Consider the following 22102-nt stretch of genomic DNA (forward strand, 5'->3'; position numbering starts at 1 on the left):
GATCACTCCTCTGTTTCATTTTGCTCGTTGTCAGGCTTAGTCAGAATATCAACTAACTCTTGCTTAACTTCAGCAATCGTCTTGCCGCTAATTTGTGTAGCTGCATTTGCTAGGTGACCACCGCCACCCATCTTCTCCATAATCACTTGCACATTAACATTACCCATCGAACGTGCAGAAATACATACTTTTCCATCCGCTCGTTTAAAGATTACAAACGAAGCCTCAATTCCGCTCATTTGGAGTAACATATCAGCAGCTTGGGCAGCAGTGACAGGATCATAAACCTGTTCCTGCTCACCTGTACATAATGCTATTTTATCATTTATTTCAGCTCTTGAAATCAAATGATTACGTTGCATAAATGTTTCTGGATTTTCTTTCATGAACGATTGGATCATCAACCCATCAGCACCTGCCGAACGCAAGTAGCTAGCTGCATCAAACGTTCGTGTCCCTGCACTCTTTGTAAATGACTTTGTATCAACTTGAATTCCTGTAAGCATTGCTGTTGCTTCAAGCTTATTTAAGCCCTTACCTTCACGTGGCTGGTATTCAAACATCTCAGTAATTAATTCACAGGTTGACGAAGCATAAGGTTCAATATAAACAAGTAATGGATTCTCTGGAAAATCTTCACCCCGACGATGGTGATCAATGATAACTAATCTATTTTGCATTTTATCATATAACTCAGGCGCGATGGTAATGCCGCGCTTAGCATGATCTACCATGACCAATAGACTATTACTTGTTGCTTTTTCTATTGCTTCAGCTGGGGAGATAATATGGTCTTTAATCGTTTGGTAATTATCAATTTCGTGCATCAACCGCTGAATATCAGAATGTGGATGCTCATCATCAATCACAATCCAGCACTCCCGTTCATTCATTTCAGCAATACGCCTAATCCCTAAACAGGCACCAATCGAATCCATATCTGGATTAGTATGACCCATTACAAATAATTGATCTGACTGGGCCATTAGTTCTTGGAGAGCTTGACTAATCATTCGCGCACGTACCCGTGTTCGTTTCTCCATTGGGTTAGTCTTTCCGCCATAGAAGCGTGCTTCTTGATCCTGGGCACGAACGACAACTTGATCTCCTCCCCGTCCTAAAGCAAGGTCAAGATTATTTTGAGCCGTATCAGCCAGCTTTATCAAATCATTTTCGCCATAAGCAATTCCCACACTAAGCGTAACTGGTGAATTTTGCTTTGACGTATTTTGTCTAATTACATCCAGAATTTTAAATTTTTGCTTTTCTAATTCTGCTAATGAAACCTGGTGGCCGATAATTAAGTAGTTATCATCATCAATAATCTTCATTAAAAGATGATTAGCTACTGCCCAGTCACTTATCTCCGACGTAACATAATTGTGCAGGTTAGATACATCAGAATCACTCATTCCCTGTATCAATTCATCATAATTATCAAGATAAATATTACCAATAAAAATTTGCTCATCCTTGTACCGAGCGCTAATTTGTTCATATTTTGTAATATCCAATAAGTATATTACTTGACCTTGATACTGAACTAAAAATTCAAATTGACGTCCTTGCCAAGTTACTACCTGCGCTTTTTTATCATCCGCATGCTTTTTAACCAATTCTGCTAAATCAGCATCAACATCTGCAATCGGCTTACCAACAACAATTTCCAGGTTAAAATAACGTGCCATGAATGGATTAATCCATTCAATCTCACGGTGCTTATTTAACATGATCATCCCTATTGGCATCTCTAACAAGGCTTCTTGTTGCCCTTGCTGAACCTTGTATGTTAATTCATTCAAGTATTCATGAGCATCAACTACTAATTTTCTAAGTCGTTGTAAACTAACAGCTCCACCAACAACCGCAATTAATAATACTATGATCCCTATAATCCAGTTGTCCATAAACCCTAAAATAAGTCCAATAACTGTTAGAATTACTATGTAGCAGACATTCCAGCGGACTGCCGGGTGTCCAAAATAAGACGCCCAGTTCTCACGACTGAAAAATTTTTGCATATTAGTCCTCCCAAAATAGCTCTACTTTGTCTATTAATCGGATAAATCTATCATATCACATCAATTACTTAGTCCATAGATTATATCATTTAATGTAGTAGTTTAAACCGGAAAACACCATAGTACTTAATTATTCTGCATATAATAGTTAGAATTATCAAAAAACAAGTAAATTTAATATTGTCATTTAAAATAATAAAGAGACTGATCAAACTTCAGCCTCTTTATTACAGTTATTCTTGCGGAAAATTAATCTTCTGCAACGAATGGCAAAAGACCCATAATCCGTGCACGCTTGATAGCGATAGTTAACTTACGTTGATTCTTAGCACTAGTACCAGTTACCCGACGTGGTAAAATCTTACCCCGTTCAGAAATGAACCGACGTAATAAATCAGTGTCTTTGTAATCGATGTATTCGATGTGGTTTGCGGCGATAAAGTCGACTTTACGACGACGACGACCGCCCCGACGTTGTTGTGCCATGAAATTACCCTCCTATTCTGAGTAAAAATTTTTAGAATGGTAACTCGTCATCAGCTAAATCAATGGATTGACCACCATCATCACTGCTTCCAGGGAACTGGTTGCCAGCGCTTTGACCATTGTCGAAACCATTATCAGCACTTGGTGACGGATTACTTTGAGGAGCGTTATTTCCAGGTTGTGGTTGGTTATTATATTGCGGAGTCGGAGCGCCAAATGGTTGTTGGTTACCATTAAATGGCTGTTGACCACCTTGTTGGTTCATCCCACCATTTTGACGAGGCTCTAATAACGCAAAATTATCAACAACAACTTCGGTAACATATACACGATTACCTTGTTGGTTTTCGTAGTTTCGGGTTTGAATCCGTCCTTCAATTCCAACAAGCGAACCCTTATGTGTAAAGTTACTAAAGTTTTCAGCGGACTTACGCCAAATAACGCAATTAATAAAATCAGCATCACGATCACCATTTTGGTTTCGGAATTGCCGATCAACAGCTAATGTAAATGAAACAACTGCTGTCCCGCTGGTTGTGTACCGCAACTCGGGATCTCTTGTTAAACGCCCAGTTAAGACTGCACGATTAAGCATAGATCTTTCTCCTCTCTTGATTTAATGACAATTAATTAAGCATCAAGCTTAACAATCATGTGACGTAGGATATCATCACTGAACTTAGCTAAACGATCAAATTCGTTTAAAGCTTGGTCAGTATCAGTAGTCAAGTTTACCACGTGGTAAGTACCTTCAGTGTACTTAGCGATTGGGTAAGCAAAACGACGAGTTGACCAATCCTTTGAGTCAGCGATAGTTGCACCATTGTCCGCTAAGATCTTGTCGAATCGGTCTACCAATTCGCTCTTTGCAGATTCTTCGATATCAGGACGAATGATGTAAGTAATTTCATATTTGCGTGTTTCCATGAATGTTACACCTCCTTATGGACTCTGGCTCTTCTCTCCATTTGAGAAGAACAAGGAAAGTAGACGTCTGTACGTATACTCACAGACATAAAATATAGCATAGATTTCTATTTAAAACAAGGAACATCTAACAAGAAATCCTAAATATTGCGGTCACTATTAATATATATACGCAAAATATCTACTTTCGCACTTTTTATTTTTAATTTTCTGTTGGTTGAGTTTGAGTATCGATAGCATCTAAGGCTTCAATATTGGAATCATCAGCTTCACTACTGTCATCTTCTTTGTCAACTTTTGCAATTGTAGCCACACGAGCACCATTATCCATCTTAATTAGGTGAACTCCAACTGCTGACCGACCAGTTTGCGATACAGTCTCAATTCCAAAACGGATAATGACTCCCTGGTCAGTAACTAACATAATGTCCTCATTACCATCAACCGTGGTTAAACCAACAAGCGGTCCATTCTTAGCCGTCACATTAACCGTCTTTACTCCAAGGCCACCACGACCCTTAATTGGATACTCCTTAGCAGCGGTTTGCTTTCCAAATCCATTTTCACTAATTACAAGTACATTACTATCAGGATTAAGCGGTGCCGCACCAATTACGTAGTCTTCACCACGCAAGCGAATACCACGAACTCCGGCTGCACTACGACCCATGGATCGAACAACAGATGATTTAAAACTAAGTGCGTAACCGTTATGTGTCCCAATAATCATCGGTTGATCCTCACTGATAACTTCAACATCAATCAATTCATCATTTTCGTGAAGATTAATTGCCTTTAAACCGTTACTTCGAATATTCTTAAATTCGGTAACAGCAGTTCGTTTAACGGTCCCCTGCTTAGTAGTAAAGAACAAGTACTTATCATCATCATTTGTTTCATGGGAAACATTAATAACCGCACTAATCTTTTCTTTATTGTTGATTCCAAGAAGGTTGATAATCGGAATTCCTTGCGCTGTTCGGCCATATTCAGGGACTTCATACCCTTTCATTGAATATACCTTACCCGAATTTGTAAAGAAGAGCAGCATGTCATGGGTCGAACTTGAAATTAATTGTTCAATAAAATCATCTTTATGAACACCCATTCCTTTAACACCACGGCCTCCACGATGCTGTGATTTAAATTCATCAACAGGCAATCGTTTAATGTAACCATTATGTGTTAAGGCAACAATAATATCTTCTTCTTCGATTAGGTCTTCATCTTCAATATTAGTAATATCACCAACTTGAAGTTCTGTTCGACGATCGTCACCAAACCGCTTCTGAATTTCCATCAGCTCATCATAAATAATCTGGTTGATTCTCTCACGGTGAGCAAGAATATCCTTGTAATCAGCAATTGCTGCCATCAGTTTCTGATATTCATCCTCAATTTTTTCACGTTCCAGTCCAGTTAACCGAACAAGTCGCATATCAAGGATTGCTTGTGCTTGGCGATCAGATAACCCATATTTGCCCATTAATTCATTTTTAGCTACTTCACTTGTTTGTGAACTACGAATGATGTTAATGATCGCATCAATATGATCTAATGCGATTCTTAATCCTTCGACAATATGTGCCCGATTCTGAGCTTTCTTTAAGTCAAACTCTGTCCGCCGACGAACAACTGATTCTTGATGTTCAAGGTAGTATTCCAAAATCTGCTTGAGACTTAGAATCTTTGGGGCACCATTGACAATTGCTAGCATATTAAAATTAAAGGTGGTCTGCATCAACGTCATTTTATACAAATTATTTAAAATAACCTCTGCACTAGCATCACGACGAACGTCAATGACAATCCGCATTCCATCACGGTCAGTTTCATCGTTTACATCAGTAATTCCATCAATATCCTTGTTACGTGCCAGTTCCGCAATTCGCTCAATTAATTTGGCCTTATTTACCATGTACGGAATCTCATGAACAATAATCCGTTGCTTACCGTTCTTTTGTTCTTCAATATCAACCTTAGCCCGAACAATAATTGTTCCTCGACCAGACTCATAAGCTTTACGAATACCAGATTTCCCCATAACTACGCCACCAGTTGGAAAATCTGGTCCTGGAATTGCCTTCATCAATTCTTCAGTAGTAACATCCGGATTATCCATTAACATATGAATCCCGTTGATTACTTCACCAAGGTTATGGGTTGGAATGTTAGTTGCCATCCCAACGGCAATTCCCGAAGCACCATTCACTAATAAATTCGGGAAACGTGCAGGCAATACATCGGGTTCTTTCTCTGTTCCATCATAGTTATCATGAAAATCAACGGTATCTTTATTAATATCGCGTAGCATTTCAACCGCAATCTTACTCATCTTAGCCTCAGTATAACGCATGGCAGCAGCGCCATCCCCATCAACTGAACCAAAGTTACCGTGACCATCAACTAACATATAACGATAGCTAAAATCTTGAGCCATTCGTACAAGCCCTTCATAAATCGAAGAATCACCATGAGGGTGGAATTTCCCCATTACATCCCCAACAATTCTGGCTGACTTTTTATATGGTTTATCAGGTGTAACCCCTAATTCATTCATTCCATATAAAATCCGTCGTTGTACTGGCTTCAATCCATCACGAACATCAGGAAGCGCCCGTGAAACAATAACACTCATTGCATAATCTAAGAATGAGTTTTTCATTTGGCTCGTCAGATTTACATCCGTGATTCGATTTGGCATATCATGTTCAGCCAATGTCGTTCCTCCTTTTTTGTATCAACAGCAAGTATTACTCAACTATAGGTCAAGGTTTTCAACAAATTTAGCATTTTCTTCGATAAAGTCTCGACGTGGACCAACTTTAGTTCCCATTAACATTGGAAAAATCTGGTCTGCCTGTTCTGCGTCGTCTAATTTTACCCGGAGCAAATGACGATTTTCAGGATCCATCGTTGTTTCCCATAATTGTTCAGCATCCATTTCACCAAGTCCCTTGTACCGTTGAATAACTGGCTTAGGGCTTGGCTGTAGTGAACTTACTACTTGTTCCAATTCTTCATCGGAATCAATATACTTAACAAATTTTCCTTGCCGTACTTGATATAGCGGTGGCTGGGCAATATAAACATAACCGTGCGTAATCATTGGCTTCATGAAGCGGTAGAACAACGTAAGAAGCAATGTCCGAATGTGCGCACCATCTACATCAGCATCGGTCATAATAATCAACTTGTGGTAATTTGCTTTCGTAATGTCAAAGTCATCGCCAAAACCGGTCCCTAGCGCCGTAAATAATGAACGAATCTCATCGTTGGCAAGTACACGGTCAAGAGTAGCTTTTTCCACGTTTAAGATTTTTCCTCGAATAGGTAAAATTGCCTGAGTTAATCGTGATCGTCCCTGTTTAGCAGAACCACCAGCCGAGTCTCCCTCGACAATAAATAATTCTGAAATTTCTGGATCTTTACTGGTATTATCAGCAAGCTTACCAGGTAAATTACTAATCTCAAGACCGCTCTTCTTCCGTGTAACTTCACGTGCCCGCTTAGCTGCTACCCGTGCTTTGGAAGCAAGCTGCCCCTTTTCAATAATTTGTCGCGCTTCATCAGGATGCTCTAATAAGAAACGATTGAATGTAGCTGCAAAGACATGATCTGTTGCTGTCCGTGCATCCGAATTTCCTAATTTTGTCTTAGTCTGACCCTCAAATTGTGGATCAGGGTGCTTAATTGAAACAACAGCAGTTAGTCCTTCACGAACATCATCCCCGGATAAAGTCTCATTAACTTTAAGAACACCTGCTTTATGACCATAATCATTGATTACCCGCGTTAATGCCATCTTAAATCCGGTTTCATGCGTTCCACCTTCATAAGTGTGAATGTTGTTAGTAAATGTCAGCAAGTTACTACGGTAAGAATCGGTATACTGCATCGATACTTCGACCGTAATATCATTTTCCTTACCCTCAACATAAATTGGCGGGTCAAAAAGAACATCTTGTTTTTCATTAAGATATTCAACATAGTGTCGAATACCACCTTCATAATGAAATTCCTTTTGTTCATGGTTTTTGTCTCGCAGATCTTCAATTGTAATCTTAAGACCCTTATTTAAGAATGCTAATTCACGCAAACGGTCAGTTAACGTTTTAATGTTATACGTTGTTGTTTCGCGGAAGATTTCCGGATCCGGCTTAAAATGAACGGTGGTCCCATGCTCTGACTCAGCTAAGCCTTCCTCAATAACCTTCATTCCAGTTTTAACATGACCATGGTCAAAATCCATGTAATACTTTTTACCTTGACGAGCAACTTTTACATCCAATTCGGTCGATAAGGCGTTTACTACCGAGGCTCCCACACCGTGAAGACCTCCTGAAACTTTATATCCGCCACCGCCAAATTTACCACCAGCATGTAGGACAGTAAATACTGTTTCTAACGCCGGTTTACCGGTTTCCTTTTGAGTATCAACAGGAATTCCTCGTCCATTATCCTTTACAGTAATACTATTGTCAGGATTAACAATAACGTTGATTTCGTCACAAAAGCCTGCTAATGCTTCATCAATCCCATTATCAACAATTTCCCAAACCAGGTGGTGAAGTCCTTGCGCGGATGTAGATCCGATGTACATTCCTGGACGTTTTCTAACCGCATCTAATCCCTTTAAAACTTGAATTTGACTAGCATCATATTCGCTAGCCAATTCAGCTTTGTTTTCTTTTTGTTGTTCGTTGCTCACTTTACTTCCTCCTTCAAAGTGCCGTGCTCAATTGCAAAAATCGTGGGTTCATTAATTAACTGTCGCGCAACATCGCTTAAACTAGTCGTTGTTAAAAATGTCTGAACTTTATTTTGAATTGCTGTTAATAAGTGTGTCTGGCGAATTGTATCAAGTTCGGATAACACGTCATCTAATAGCAAAAGCGGATATTCACCTGTTTGTTCTTTCATTAAGTCTATTTCGGCTAGCTTAACTGATAAGGCTGTTGTTCGCTGCTGTCCTTGTGACCCAAACGCTTGGACATTCTTATTGTTTACCAAAAAGCGAATGTCATCTCGGTGTGGTCCGTAAATCGTTGTTCCTTGTTCAATTTCACGACTTTCATTATCTTGATATAGCTTAAAAAGATCTTGATACGCTTGTTCAACAGTCGTCTCATCACTAATTTTTAATTGATTTACATACTCTAATTGTAATTTTTCTTGATTTAGAGAAATCTCTTGATGCAAATCAGCCGCCCATTTTTCGAGATGCTTTAAGAAATGTTGACGAGCCACAATCACTTCCGCACCAAAAGCCGCAAGCTGATCTGACAATACGCCTAAAAGTACACGATCAGTTTGTTGTTTGTATTTTAATTGCTTTAAATATTTATTTCGTTGACGCAATAAAGTTCGATATTGTCCGGCATTATAGAGGTATTTACTACTCATCTGACTAAATTCACGATCCATAAAATGTCGTCGTAATGCAGGCGATCCCTTTACCAACGTGAGGTCTTCTGGAGCAAATAAAATTGCATTTAGTTGACCAACATATTGCGATAAACGCGCCTGTTCAAGATGATTTACCTTTGCCTTTTTGCCCTTACTGGTAAGCTGTAATTCCAGCGGTACTTTTCCGATACTTTTTTGAACGGTTCCACTAACTAGCGCTGATTTTTCTTGCCAATTAATAAGATCCCGATCATTACTTGTCCGATGACTCTTAGTAAGAGAAAGAACATAAATTGCTTCTAGCATATTAGTCTTTCCCTGTGCATTATGACCAATTAAAACGTTCACTCCAGGATTGAAGTGAACGGTTAGATCCTGATAATTTCGAAAGTGGTGTAAATGCAACTCCGTCAGAATCATACTTATCCCTACTTACTTTTAATAACAAATAATTGGTGATCTGGGACTAAAATCTTGTCTTCAGGATATAATTTACGTCCACGGCGATCATCTGGTTCATCATTTACTAATACTGTATTTTCTTTTAGGAACCATTTGGCTGCCCCACCAGTAGGAATGATTCCTTCTTCCTTAAGCAACTGTCCTAATGTAATAAAAGGACTGTCAATCAATATTGACTTTTCTTCCAATTTTTTCACCTACTTCAATTTATATTATACCACATAATTTGAGCTAAATTTGCGTTATTAGCCGTTCTAAGCGCATTAACTTTATTTAACCATTTTTTTCAAAACCAAGTTAAATTTGCTCTATGGTCAAAAATTTGAACATGAGCAGAAATTACCCGTTAATTTTATTCCCTGACTAACTAGGAAAGCGGCTAGAAGAAAATTAATTTTCTTCTAGCCGCTTTCTAATTCTTAGATAGTGCGGAAAATAATCAAGAACTAATTTGATTAGAATGTTCGCACTGGAGTAATTAAGTGAACAAAATTCTCTTGATCTTCTGTTGGAACTAAGGTAAATGGACGTAATGGCGATGTAAATGAGATTTTAATTGTCGCTTGGCCAAATGACCGTAGTGCATCCTTCATATAGTTAGGATTGAAGGAAATTTCCAAATCATTTCCTTCAAGTGCAGTAGTTGCTACTTCTTCTTCAACAGTTCCAATATCCGGAGAGTCACCACTAATGCGGACAAGATTTTCTGATGGTTTGAGACTCAATTTAACAACATCATTACGGCTTTCATGTGAAAGTAATGACGCACGCTCAATTGATGCTAAAAAGCTTCCAGCCTCAAGTTCAACCGTTGTATCAGCGGTATCAGGAATTAACTGGCTAGTTTCTGGATAGTTTCCTTCAAGTAATCGTGAGTAAAAGTGAGTATTGCCGAAGATAAACAGTACTTGGTTTTCAGTTACCTGCATTTGCACATCTTCATGAACGTCACTAATCATTCCCGATAGTTCTTCCATACTCTTACCCGGAATAATGACGTCAAAATCAAAGTTATTATCAATATTTTCTAAGGCAACTTTCCGTTGTGCCAATCGATGGCTGTCAGTTGCCACAGCCGTTAAAGTTCCATTTTTTAAAGTAAAGTGAATACCCGCAAGAATTGGACGGCTCTCCTGCTTAGAAACTGCAATTACTGTTTGCCGAATTACTTCTTTTAGCATGTCATTTGGTAGGGTAACTGTTTTATCGGTTTCAACTTCTGGTAAGTGGGGGAAGTTTTCTGCATCTTGACCGTTAATTTGGAATTTAGCAGATCCAGATGTGATGTCAGCCTGAAATCCGCTTGTAACTGCAATAGTTACTTTCTTGTCTGGGAGTTTTTTTACAATATCACTGAAAAAACGTGCTGGTAATACTATTGATCCTGTTTCTTCAATGGTTAGATCATTGTCGGCATTATTTGCATCAATAACGCTTTCGATTGTGATGTCAGAATTACTCCCAGTTAACACAATGTTGTCGTTATTTACGACCATTTTTAGTCCAGTCAGGATTGGAATAGTTGTTTTAGATGATATTGCTCGAAGCACGTTGCTTAATTGACTAATAAATGCAGTTCGGTTGATTGTGAAATTCATAATGTTCAGTCCTTTTTGAATGAGTATATAAATATATTTAATAGTTTAAAATATAGTCGTAGTAGTAGGGCTTGTTAATATTGTGGATAAGTTTAAAAAGCTTATGTTTATCAAGTTATCCACCTGTTGATAACTTGTGGATAACTTTGAGGATAATTGTACTACTTGTCCACAACTTATGAGCGAAGTTTAGCTTTTAACTTAGTAATATCGTTTTGTAAGTCGGTATCTTTTTTTAGTTCTGCTTCAATTTTATCGATGGCATGTAAAACTGTAGTGTGATCTTTACCGCCAAATTCATTTCCAATCTTTGGAAGTGAAGAATCGGTAAGCTCGCGTGATAGGTACATTGCAATCTGTCGTGGCATGACAATTTGCTTGACTCGTTTCTTACCAAGAATGTCGCTCTGGGTGATGTTATAGAAAGCAGCAACCTGTTTTTGAATTGTTGCGATTGTAATTTCTGTGTTGGCAGCACGATGAAGGCCTTTTAATGCCTGTGAAGCGAGACTCGGTGTAATACGTTCTCCGCTAAGATTTGCGAAAGCTTGAACTTTAGTGAGTGCACCTTCGAGTTCCCGAATATTGGTATCGATTTGACCGGCAATGTAATTAAGCGTGTCATTACCAATATCGATGTGATCTTCTTCAACCTTGCTACGTAAAATTGCAATCCGTGTTTCAAGATCAGGAGGGGTTATCTCAACGGTAAGTCCCCAGCGGAAACGTGAAACAAGACGATCTTGTAGTTCAGGGATCTCATTTGGAATTCGATCAGAAGTCATAACAATTTGTTTTTTGCGGTCATGGAGAGCATTAAAAGTATTGAAAAATTCAAGTTGAGTTCCCTCTTTATTAGCAAGAAACTGAATATCATCAATTAGTAATAAGTCCAAATTTCGATACTCTTCACGTAGTTGTTCAGTTGTATTATTTCGAATAGCGTTAATGTAATCATTAGTAAAGTCTTCACTAGTTACGTACTTGACGCGGGCGTTTGGGTTAACTTGCAACATATGGTTACCGATAGCTTCCATTAGGTGTGTCTTTCCTAAACCAACACCCCCATAGATAAATAGTGGGTTGTAAAGACTACCAGGGCTTTCAGCAACAGCAAATGCAGCAGCATGTGCCATTTTATTTCCTTCTCCAACAACGAATGTTCCAAAATTATAATGTGGATTTAATGGAGTATCCATCTCAAAAGAAGGAGTCACGTCTTTTGGATTTTTAGTATTTGTGTAGGTAAATTCTCCCTCTAAAATGTAACGAGGCTCAATAGAGCGGCCTAATTCACGTTGAGCAAAATCTTTAAGCTGCGTATTTAAATTTTTACGCCAAAAATCGCGGTGCACCGGTGTGGGCACCTCAATTTCTAGTTGATTTTGAGAGAGAGAAATTGCTTTTGCCGGAGCAATCAAAGTGTCAAAGGTAACCGGAGTGGTATCCTGACGAAATGAATTTTGGATCGCTTCCCACAGAGAATCGAGCTCAGTCAAAATAATTCCCCCTAAAGTATTAAATTACAAACGGTATTTTATCATTACATGAAGAAGTTTTCCACAGCCAAGTGGATAATAATAAAAAAGTTTGCACAACGCTGTGTGTAAATTAGTCAGTCACTTGTGCAAAAGAACTAAAGTAATATTGAAATATTAGTTATCCACAAAATAGTGTTAATATAAGATGCATATATATCAAGGATAAGGAGAGTTTTCAACAGGATAGAACCTGCTTGTGGATAACTTTATCAACAAGTGTGGAATTGGGGATAAGCATTGAATAACCTTGTTGATAACTTGTCCACAAATAATTAATTTACACAACGCTGTGGATTATTTTGAGGGTTATGTTAATAACTAAAAAAATTTAAATAAAAATTCATCGTTTAATAATTTCGTTAAATGTGGTATACTACCAAAGTATGTTTGAAGAGATCGTCTTTTAGACTCTAGAAACCAAACCATTGAAATAATAGGAGGTGCAATTGTATGAAGCGCACGTTTCAACCAAAGAAGCGTCACCGTGCACGTGTCCATGGCTTCCGTAAGCGCATGAGCACCAGTAACGGCCGTAAGGTATTAGCACGTCGGCGTCAAAAGGGCAGAAAAGTATTATCTGCATAACCACGGCCACTTTTATAGTGGCTTTTTTTATTGTGTGGGGCAGGGCAGTCAGCTTGGCGAGCCATTGGAATCGTTAAAGTTGTCGTACGCCCAGCCCCTATTTTTATATCTACTTAAAATAAGGCTGGGGATTATATATGAGAAAATCATATCGTGTCAAAAAGGAAAGTGAGTTTCAACGGGTTTTTGAAACCCATAATTCCGTAGCCAACCATAAATTTGTCGTATATCAAATGGAAAAACCAGGACAAAAGCATTTTCGTGTAGGTATTTCTGTTGGTAAGAAAATAGGAAATGCTGTTCATCGTAATTGGGTAAAGCGTCGAATTCGTCAAACGCTATTAGAGGTAAAGCCACAGTTACGTACGGATGTTGATTTCTTGGTAATTGCACGTCCAGCGGCAGATGGGTTATCAATGGCAGAAACAAAGAAAAACCTAGTGCATGTATTACAACGAGCACATTTGTTAGATGAAAAAAGTGAGGATTAGGGTTTGAATAAGAAAACAAAGAAATTCCTAAGCTTAGGAGCAATCATGAGCTTAACACTATTTTTGGCTGCTTGCTCTAATAAGCCGATTACTAGTCACAGTACTGGAATTTGGGACCACTATATTATCTATAACTGTTCGCAATTTATCATTTGGCTTTCTAAACATTTTGGCGGTTATGGGATGGGGATCATTATCTTTACGATCATCGTCCGAATTATCTTATTGCCATTAATGTTTTACCAGACAAAGTCAATGATGAAGACTCAAGAGATTGCCCCCCAATTAAAGGCAATTCAAAAGAAGTATTCATCACGTGATCGGGAATCAATGCAGAAGATGCAAATGGAGACCCAGAAGTTGTATAAAGAGGCGGGAGTCAATCCGTGGGCCTCAATGCTTCCATTACTAGTTCAGTTACCAGTTATGTGGGCACTTTATCAAGCCATTTGGCGGACGACTGCTTTGCGTAATGGTACTTTCTTATGGCTACAGTTAGGTCACCCAGATCCATATTACATAATGCCAATTTTAGCGGCATTATTTACGTTTATTAGTTCATGGTTGTCAATGGCTTCAATGCCAGAAAAAAATTCAATGACAACTACGATGACATGGTTTATGCCGATTATGGTGTTCTTCATGGCATTAGGATTCTCATCAGCGATTACCCTTTACTGGGTAGTTACAAATGCATTCCAGGTAGTGCAGACGTTGATTATTCAGAATCCATTTAAGATTCGTCGTGAGCGGGAAGAGAAGCAACGAGCTGAAAAGGCAAAGCGTCGTAAAATTGAAAAGGCAAAACGTCGTGCTTACCAAAGTCGGCGAAAATAAAGATTAGGGCTACGACAAATGTAATGTTGCGAGCCCTTTTATTAATTCTAGGGAGATGCAGTAATGACAATTTTTGTCGGAAAAACAATAGAAGAAGCAAAGCAAAAGGCAATTGACCAGTTAAAACCAACAGCTAATCAAGAACTAGAAATTAAAATTCTGCAACAACCACGGCGCGGATTTCTCGGTATTGGGCGGCGACAAGCAAAAATGGCGATTACCATCAAAGAGAAGGTTTTGCAAAAGAAAATAGAAACGCCTGTATCGATAGAGCCTAAAAAGAAAGTCAAGGTTAAGAAGTCGCGGCCGATAAAAGATGCGGAAGATGGAGAATTAGATCCGGCAGAAATACGGCGTCGTCAGCAGGCTAACCTTAAAAAAGTACAAAAAACGAGCCACCAACTTGAGAATTATTTAATCAATATTTTTAAAGAATTAGGAATAACAGTAAAGCCTAAATTAACTGATTTACAAGTGCATGAACTTCATATAGACTTAGTAACCGATGAATCTGGGCGGGTAATTGGTAAACATGGTCGCCGGATTAATGCAGTTGAACAACTGAGTAATGCTTTTATGGATTATCATGGTGCGCCTAAGGTAAGTGTATTTCTAAATACGTCTAATTATCGGCAACGTCGTCAAGAAACGGTTCATCGGCTAGCGGAAAAGGCAGTGACTGAGGTAATTGCGAGTGGCAAGGCGGTCTTTTTAGACCCAATGCCGGCTCGTGAACGGAAACAAATTCATCAAGAATTAGAGGCAAATGATCGGGTTAAAACGTATTCGCATGGTCGAGAGCCATACCGTAGTATCGTGGTTGCACCGAAAAATTAACTTAATTTATTGACAATCGGGAGTAATCCTCTTAAAATATGAGCGGTTATAAATTTAATACTCGTTAAAGTAGTGAAAGTGCTTTGACCATGTAGGTAACATTTGCTGTTACTTGGCATGGACTAGGCGCTTTTTTTGTTAGAAAGGAGAAAAAGCAATGGCGAATAGTGAAAATGATACGATTGCAGCAATTTCGACCCCGGTTGGCGAAGGCGGTATCTCAATCATTCGGATTAGTGGGGATGATGCGATTGAAGTTGCTCAACGAATCTATAAGGGTAAGGATCTATCTAAAGTTGCTAGCCACACGATCAACTATGGCCATGTGATTGATCCTGACACAAATCAGGAAGTCGATGAAGTGATGGTTTCAGTAATGCGGGCACCACGAACATATACCCGTGAAGATGTGATTGAAATTAACTGTCACGGGGGACTTTTAGCGACTAATAAAATTTTACAATTAGTATTGAGCTTCGGCGCGCGAATGGCAGAACCAGGTGAATTTACAAAACGAGCATTCCTTAATGGCCGGCTTGACCTTTCGCAATCAGAAGCAGTTATGGATTTAATTCGGGCAAAGACTGATAAATCAATGAAAGTGGCTCTTAACCAGCTTGATGGTGACTTATCACGGTTAATTCGTCATTTGCGGAAGGATATTTTAGATGTATTAGCACAAGTCGAGGTTAATATTGATTATCCAGAATATGATGCGGTCGAAGAAATGACGACTAAGCTCTTGAAAGAGAAAGCTGAGGATATCCAGCAGCGAATTCAGGCGTTGTTGAATACTGCTAAACAAGGGAAAGTTCTTCGCGATGGTTTGGCAACAGCGATTATTGGTCGTCCTAATGTTGGTAAATCAAGCTTACTCAATTCATTACTCCATGAAGATAAGGCAATCGTTACTAACGTTGCAGGAACAACCCGTGATGTGATTGAAGAATACGTAAATGTTAATGGAGTTCCGCTAAAGCTAATTGATACGGCTGGGATTCGTGACACGAGCGATCAGGTTGAAAAGATTGGGGTAGAACGAAGTCGAAAGGCCCTTGAAGCAGCCGACCTTATCTTGTTATTAATTGACAGTTCAGCAGCTTTAACTGATGAAGACCGCCAATTACTTGAAGCAACTAAGGATAAGCAGCGAATTATTATTTTAAATAAGACTGATTTACCATTGGCGGTTGACCTTGATGAGTTAAAGTCACTGGCAGGTAAGAGCACAGTGATTGAAACTTCAATTGTTAATCACGAGGGAATGGACCAACTCGGCAAGCAAATTAGTCATATGTTCTTTAATGAAGGAATTGAGAGCAGCCAAAATAATGTGATGGTCACTAATGCCCGTCACATTGGCTTGCTTCACCAGGCAAACGATGCGTTAAGCGATGTATTAAAGGGAATCAATGATGGAATGCCTGTCGACCTAGTTCAAATTGATATGACCCGGTGCTGGGAATTATTAGGTGAAATTACTGGTGACAGTTACCAAGATGAGTTATTAGATCAATTATTTAGTCAATTCTGTTTAGGAAAGTAGGGAAAATTAATGAAGAGTTCAGAAGCATTGCAGACATCGGATGCTGTTCAATATGATGCCGGCTCATATGATGTAATCGTTGTTGGTGCTGGACATGCCGGTAGCGAGGCTGCCCTTGCTGCTGCGCGGATGGGAAATAAGACGTTACTCGTAACAATTAGTCTTGAGATGGTTGCTTTTATGCCATGTAACCCATCTGTTGGGGGGCCTGCTAAGGGAATCGTTGTTAGGGAAATTGATGCTCTTGGTGGTGAAATGGGCCATAACATTGATAAGACCTACATTCAAATGCGGATGCTAAATACAGGTAAAGGTCCTGCTGTACGGGCATTACGAGCACAAGCAGATAAACATGCTTACCACCGAGCAATGAAGCAAACAATTGAAGAAGAACCCAATTTGACCTTGCGCCAGGCGACTGTTGATCAATTAATTGTTGAAGATGGGGTTTGTAAGGGAGTAGTTACCAATACTGGTGCCCGTTATCATGCAAAGACAGTTGTGTTAACAGTGGGAACGGCTGCACGGGGTAAAATCATCATTGGTGAATTACAATATGAATCAGGACCAAATAATTCCAAGTCAGCAGTAAAACTATCCGAAAACTTAGAAGAACTAGGCTTTGACCTTGAGCGGTTTAAGACGGGGACTCCTCCACGGGTAAATGGGAACACGATTAACTACGAGGAAACAGAGGAACAGCCAGGGGATGAGGAACCACACCACTTTAGTTTTGATACCCCTGACAGTGCCTACATTCCGATTAGCGAACAATTGTCATGCTGGTTAACCTATACAAACGAAGGGACCCATGATATTATTCGTGAAAATCTTAAGCGGGCGCCAATGTTTTCTGGTGTAATCAAGGGTGTTGGGCCACGTTATTGTCCATCAATTGAGGATAAGATTGTTCGATTTGCGGATAAGCCGCGCCATCAAGTCTTTCTTGAACCAGAAGGCCGTGATACTGATGAATACTACCTTGATGGAATTTCAACATCAATGCCAGAAGAGATCCAACAAAAGATTGTTCACTCAATTAAAGGACTTGAAAAGGCAGAATTAATGCGGCCAGGATATGCGATTGAATATGATGTTGTTGCACCATATCAATTGCACCCGACACTCGAAACTAAGATTATCAAGAACTTATATACTGCGGGACAAACAAATGGTTCTTCAGGGTACGAAGAAGCTGCTGGTCAAGGCTTGATTGCGGGAATTAATGCAGGATTACGGGCACTAGGCAAGGAGCCATTTGTTCTTAAGCGGTCAGATGCTTATATTGGTGTAATGATTGATGACCTAGTAACAAAGGGAACCAAAGAACCTTACCGCCTCCTTACTAGTCGGGCAGAGTACCGGTTGATTTTACGTCACGATAATGCAGATTTCCGGTTGATGGAAATGGGCCACAAGATTGGCCTGGTTAGTGACGAACGCCTTGCAAAAATGGAAGATAAAAAGGCCCAGGTTGCTGCTGAAATTCAGCGTTTAAATGACATTAAGCTTAAGCCAAGCGATGAAAAGGTAAATGACTTTATTGAAGCCCATGGTGACAATCGCTTGAAGGATGGAATTGCTGCAGCTGATCTTTTAAAGCGACCATACTTTGACTATCAAACACTTGCGGAATTTATCCCTGCGCCAGAACACGAGATAGACCGGCATGTAATTGAACAAGTTGAGATTCAGTTGAAGTATGCTGGTTACATTAAGAAAGAAGAAGTAAAGGTTGAACGGATGAAGCGGATGGAAGCTAAGCGGATTCCAGACGATATTGATTATGACGATATTGATGGCTTAGCAACAGAAGGACGGCAAAAGCTTGAGAAGATTCGTCCCGAAACACTAGCGCAAGCTTCCCGGATTAGTGGTGTAAACCCTGCTGACATTGCAATTTTGAGTGTTTATGTCCGTCAAGGAAAGTTTTCAAAGTCAGATAAATAATTTCCTGGGAAATAAAATTTTTAATTTAACATTCTAGTAATAGCAAAAAAAGGACAAAAATGTCTCTATTGGACAATAAAGTGCGTACTTCTCAAAAAAGATGATCTGCTTTATAGTGAATTCATCGATTGAAAGGAGTGCTCATAGATGACTAATAGATATGAATTTATGAAGCCTTATAAATTTGCCAATGGATTGAAATTGCAAAATAAAATTGTAATGGCTCCGGTAACGCTGCAATCAAGCTTTTTTGACGGTGCTGTTTCTGATGATGAAGTTAAGTTTTATCGTATGCGATCAGGAGTAGGAATGATTATTGTTGAAGTGGCTAACATTAATGAGGCTGGGAAGGGATTTGAAGGAGAACTATCAGTTGCTGATGATCGATTTATTCCTGGACTTGGCAAGATAGCTAATGCAATTCACAGCAAAGGGTCCAAGGCGGTCTTACAGATTTTTGACGCGGGAAGAAAAACATCTCGTAAGATCCTTCGTGGAGTACAACCACGAAGCGCAAGTGCGGTTGCACCACATCGTGATTTGAAAAATGTACCACGGGAGTTAACTGATACTGAAATTGAACAAGTAATAGCCGATTTTGGTGCAGCAACTTTGCGGGCAATAAGGGCAGGCTTTGATGGTGTCGAAATTCATGGTGCTAATACTTACTTGATTCAACAATTTTTCTCGCCACATAGTAACCATCGTAGAGATCGGTGGGGTGGTAATGTTTACCAACGAATGAACTTTGCTAAGGCAGTAATCGCAGAAGTGCGACGAGTTGCCAACGAGAATGCGCCAAGCAGTTTCTTAGTTGGTTATCGATTCTCTCCTGAAGAATTATCAAAACCAGGAATTACAATAGCAGATACGTTAAAATTAGTGGATGTATTAAGCGATGAGCCTATTGATTATTTGCATAGTTCAATGGGCAATCGTAAGCGAACGTCCTTGGTAGATAAGAGTAATCTTGAAACGCTTAATTCAAGGATTTTAAAAACTATAAATAATCGAAAACCATTAATTGAAGTAGGTAATATATTGTCGCCACAAGATGCTGATGAAGCTTTGCATGAAGGTGCGAGTTTGGTAGCAATGGGTCGAGAGCTAATCCGCGAACCTAATTGGATTGCAAAAGTTAAAACTCACGATGAAAAGAGTATTCGTTATACACTATCTCCCGTGGATATGGATCTATTAGGCCTGCCTGGTGGGTTGCAACAGGAACTAAGGACAGGTTTCTTGAATGCCATGAATTTTACTGATCAAGAAACTAGCGATTTTCTAGATAAGTTTGGTCAGATGGAAGGATTTGGCGGCTGAGTTAATTAATACCGGAAAAAGACTTAAATGGGGAATGCTTATGCGAAAAATATATCATTTAGCAGTTGAAGCAACATTAGATGTTATTGGTGGAAAATGGAAACCAGTAATTTTATGTCATTTAGGTGGTCAAACTTTACGGACCAGTGAGTTGTGTAGGTTGATGCCAGAAGTTTCACAGCGTGTGTTAACAAGGCAATTGCGCGAATTAGAGCAAGACGGTATCGTTAATCGGAAGGTATATAATCAAGTTCCGCCTAGAGTAGAATATTCCTTAACTGATGAAGGTAAGAGTTTAAGAAATATTTTATTAGCAATGTCTGATTGGGGTGAAAAGAGAATTCAGCGGGAGCAGCAAAATGGACATGAAGTTGAGATCCTAGATCATAATCAGGCAGGCTTTTTACAAATGAAATAACCTTATTTAATAGAGTAGGAAGTTAAATCGTAGAGATTTTGCACCTGCTCTATTTTTATAAACTTCACTATTTGAAATTTATGAGCGTTTAATTGCGCTTAAAAGTTAAAATTATTATTGTATCGACATGAGGTTTAAACAATGAGTGTGAAATTATCTAAAACTTTAATTAAAGCTAAGCAAGTTGAAGATTATATAAAAAGTAATCCAGGTGTCAGGTTAAAAGAGATTTGTCAAAAAGTATCGTTACCACAAGCAACGTGTTTTCGTTTATTAGCAACACTTGTTTATCTAGGAAAAGCAGCAGTAGTTGATCATCGCTACTACTGGCGCTCAATCGATCGGATTGGTATCCAAGCTGGTTGGCAAATTACAGCGTTAGCAACTAAGTTTATAGGCGAAAAAGATTTCCCAGTTTATATTGGGGTCGAAAATTATGGCCAGATTATTATTGTACAAGTAGTTCCGCGGATTAATCATCCTGAGGACTTAGAAATGTTAGCTGAAACTTTACCAGTAAATTTAAGTGCAATGGGATTATGTTGGACAGCATTTCAATCGCCAGCAGAACAAACTCGTATGCTCAAATCAGTGGCTTATAATGGCGGAACAAAGTTTACCCTTCGAGACCAATTGGACTTAAAGCAAGCGATTAATATAATTCACCAGCAAGGTTATGCATTGGATGATGAGGAGAAAGAACTTGGTACGAGGTGTTTGGCTGTCCCAATTCTCCAAAATGAACAAGCAGTAGCCGTTTTAGGAATTTCTGCTCAACGTGACCTCCTTAAGCGTCGCCAAATTAAAGCGTTAAAGAATCAGTTGACGAAGCTAAGTGACGTTATTAGTCATATCATTTAATTTATGGAGGAAGTTTTATGAAAACTGTTGTAATTACTGGTGCCGCAACTGGAATGGGACTAAGAATGAGTGAACTGTTCTATCAGAAAGGATGGAATATTGTAATGGCAGGGCGGAATAAGGATAAGGGAGAACGAGAGGCAAGTAAAATCAGACAGAAAGATGTAAAAAACAAAATCATCTTTATCTCAACAGATGTTACTGATGCTTTTTCTATTCAAAATTTGGTAAAAGAGACGTATCATCATTTTGATCACGCCGATGCAATTATCAATAATGCTGGTATTTTTGTTCAAGGTCGTGTTGATAAGCTATCGGAGAACGTATGGAATAAAGTAATTGCTGTTGACCTTAATGCTGTCTTTTTAATGACAAAGTATTTTGTACCAAAAATGATGGAAAGAAAAAATGGGTCAATTTTGAATATAGCATCAGTTTCTGGCCTTCTTGGTGATTATTCATCTGCACCATATAATGCAGCAAAAGGGGCAGTGGTTAATCTAGTACGATCAATGGCATTGGATTATGGGAAATATGGTATTCGTGTAAATAATATATGTCCAGGTGCAACTGAAACAGCGATGTTTAAACAAAATCCAATAAGCGTCCAGCAAGAATACCGAAAGACAAGTCCGCTTGGCTATATTGCTAGACCAATAGATATTGCTCAGGCAGCTTATTTTTTGAGTAATGATGAAACTGCACATGCGATTACAGGAATTAATTTACCAGTAACAGCAGGATTTGGCATCTTTAGCGGGCAACCGAGACAGTAATTAAATATTTATTTAAGAGCAGCTAATAATACAT

General features: G+C 39.0%; 20 protein-coding genes. 10 read left to right on the top strand and 10 right to left on the bottom strand.

Annotated features, from left to right (window positions below; translation table 11 throughout):
- Positions 1-2: 2 nt before the first annotated feature.
- The 10 genes from H5S39_RS00835 to dnaA form a co-directional block, all read right to left on the bottom strand.
- The gene (locus H5S39_RS00835; RefSeq protein WP_182595194.1) at positions 3-2021 is read right to left on the bottom strand and encodes a DHH family phosphoesterase; all 2019 of its coding nucleotides are present in this window, start codon (positions 2019-2021) and stop codon (positions 3-5) included.
- Positions 2022-2270: 249 nt separating this feature from the next.
- Complete coding sequence (gene rpsR / locus H5S39_RS00840) at positions 2271-2507, bottom strand: 30S ribosomal protein S18 (RefSeq protein ID WP_003665240.1); 237 nt, start codon at positions 2505-2507, stop codon at positions 2271-2273.
- Between the two features lie 31 nt (positions 2508-2538).
- On the bottom strand, positions 2539-3102 hold the full coding sequence (gene ssb, locus H5S39_RS00845) for a single-stranded DNA-binding protein (RefSeq protein ID WP_182595195.1): 564 nt from the start codon (positions 3100-3102) through the stop codon (positions 2539-2541).
- Positions 3103-3137: 35 nt separating this feature from the next.
- Complete coding sequence (gene rpsF, locus H5S39_RS00850) at positions 3138-3434, bottom strand: 30S ribosomal protein S6 (protein WP_076460279.1); 297 nt, start codon at positions 3432-3434, stop codon at positions 3138-3140.
- 202 nt (positions 3435-3636) lie between these two features.
- Positions 3637-6153 (bottom strand): DNA gyrase subunit A, encoded by a 2517-nt coding sequence (gyrA, locus tag H5S39_RS00855; RefSeq protein ID WP_182595196.1) that lies wholly within the window; start codon positions 6151-6153, stop codon positions 3637-3639.
- 42 nt (positions 6154-6195) lie between these two features.
- The gene (gyrB, locus tag H5S39_RS00860) at positions 6196-8145 is read right to left on the bottom strand and encodes a DNA topoisomerase (ATP-hydrolyzing) subunit B (RefSeq protein ID WP_182595197.1); all 1950 of its coding nucleotides are present in this window, start codon (positions 8143-8145) and stop codon (positions 6196-6198) included.
- Positions 8142-9263, bottom strand: coding sequence for a DNA replication/repair protein RecF (recF, locus tag H5S39_RS00865; RefSeq protein ID WP_182595198.1), 1122 nt, complete (start codon positions 9261-9263; stop codon positions 8142-8144). The genes gyrB and recF overlap by 4 nt, the downstream gene beginning before the upstream one ends.
- An 8-nt stretch (positions 9264-9271) precedes the next feature.
- Positions 9272-9493 (bottom strand): S4 domain-containing protein YaaA, encoded by a 222-nt coding sequence (gene yaaA / locus H5S39_RS00870; protein WP_182595199.1) that lies wholly within the window; start codon positions 9491-9493, stop codon positions 9272-9274.
- Positions 9494-9760: 267 nt separating this feature from the next.
- Positions 9761-10903: a DNA polymerase III subunit beta gene (gene dnaN, locus H5S39_RS00875; RefSeq protein WP_182595200.1), complete on the bottom strand. Its 1143-nt coding sequence runs from the start codon at positions 10901-10903 to the stop codon at positions 9761-9763.
- 176 nt (positions 10904-11079) lie between these two features.
- Positions 11080-12402 carry a chromosomal replication initiator protein DnaA gene (dnaA, locus tag H5S39_RS00880; RefSeq protein WP_182595201.1) on the bottom strand — a complete coding sequence of 441 codons (1323 nt, stop codon included), beginning with the start codon at positions 12400-12402 and terminating at the stop codon, positions 11080-11082.
- Positions 12403-12894: 492 nt separating this feature from the next.
- On the opposite strand from dnaA, the gene rpmH reads away from it, so the two are divergent.
- The 10 genes from rpmH to H5S39_RS00930 all read left to right on the top strand — a co-directional run bounded on the left by rpmH (position 12895) and on the right by H5S39_RS00930 (position 22068).
- A complete protein-coding gene (gene rpmH / locus H5S39_RS00885; protein WP_003665227.1) occupies positions 12895-13029 on the top strand; it encodes a 50S ribosomal protein L34 in 135 nt (44 codons plus the stop codon).
- A 137-nt stretch (positions 13030-13166) separates the two neighbouring features.
- Entirely contained in the window at positions 13167-13520 is a 354-nt protein-coding gene (gene rnpA / locus H5S39_RS00890) for a ribonuclease P protein component (protein WP_182595202.1), read from the top strand.
- A 3-nt stretch (positions 13521-13523) separates the two neighbouring features.
- Positions 13524-14357 carry a YidC/Oxa1 family membrane protein insertase gene (locus H5S39_RS00895; RefSeq protein ID WP_182595203.1) on the top strand — a complete coding sequence of 278 codons (834 nt, stop codon included), beginning with the start codon at positions 13524-13526 and terminating at the stop codon, positions 14355-14357.
- A gap of 63 nt (positions 14358-14420) precedes the next feature.
- Positions 14421-15194 (top strand): RNA-binding cell elongation regulator Jag/EloR, encoded by a 774-nt coding sequence (gene jag, locus H5S39_RS00900; protein ID WP_182595204.1) that lies wholly within the window; start codon positions 14421-14423, stop codon positions 15192-15194.
- Between the two features lie 157 nt (positions 15195-15351).
- Positions 15352-16740, top strand: a complete 1389-nt coding sequence (gene mnmE / locus H5S39_RS00905) for a tRNA uridine-5-carboxymethylaminomethyl(34) synthesis GTPase MnmE (protein WP_182595205.1) — start codon at positions 15352-15354, stop codon at positions 16738-16740.
- Positions 16741-16749: 9 nt separating this feature from the next.
- On the top strand, positions 16750-18690 hold the full coding sequence (gene mnmG / locus H5S39_RS00910; RefSeq protein WP_182595206.1) for a tRNA uridine-5-carboxymethylaminomethyl(34) synthesis enzyme MnmG: 1941 nt from the start codon (positions 16750-16752) through the stop codon (positions 18688-18690).
- Positions 18691-18837: 147 nt separating this feature from the next.
- The gene (locus H5S39_RS00915; protein WP_182595207.1) at positions 18838-20013 is read left to right on the top strand and encodes an NADH-dependent flavin oxidoreductase; all 1176 of its coding nucleotides are present in this window, start codon (positions 18838-18840) and stop codon (positions 20011-20013) included.
- Between the two features lie 40 nt (positions 20014-20053).
- A complete protein-coding gene (locus tag H5S39_RS00920) occupies positions 20054-20431 on the top strand; it encodes a winged helix-turn-helix transcriptional regulator (protein ID WP_182595208.1) in 378 nt (125 codons plus the stop codon).
- A gap of 141 nt (positions 20432-20572) precedes the next feature.
- Positions 20573-21292, top strand: a complete 720-nt coding sequence (locus H5S39_RS00925; RefSeq protein ID WP_182595209.1) for an IclR family transcriptional regulator — start codon at positions 20573-20575, stop codon at positions 21290-21292.
- A 17-nt stretch (positions 21293-21309) separates the two neighbouring features.
- Entirely contained in the window at positions 21310-22068 is a 759-nt protein-coding gene (locus H5S39_RS00930) for an SDR family NAD(P)-dependent oxidoreductase (protein WP_182595210.1), read from the top strand.
- Positions 22069-22102: the final 34 nt, after the last annotated feature.

The sequence above is a fragment of the Limosilactobacillus rudii genome, assembly GCF_014145455.1.
GTDB classification, from domain to species: Bacteria; Bacillota; Bacilli; order Lactobacillales; family Lactobacillaceae; genus Limosilactobacillus; species Limosilactobacillus rudii.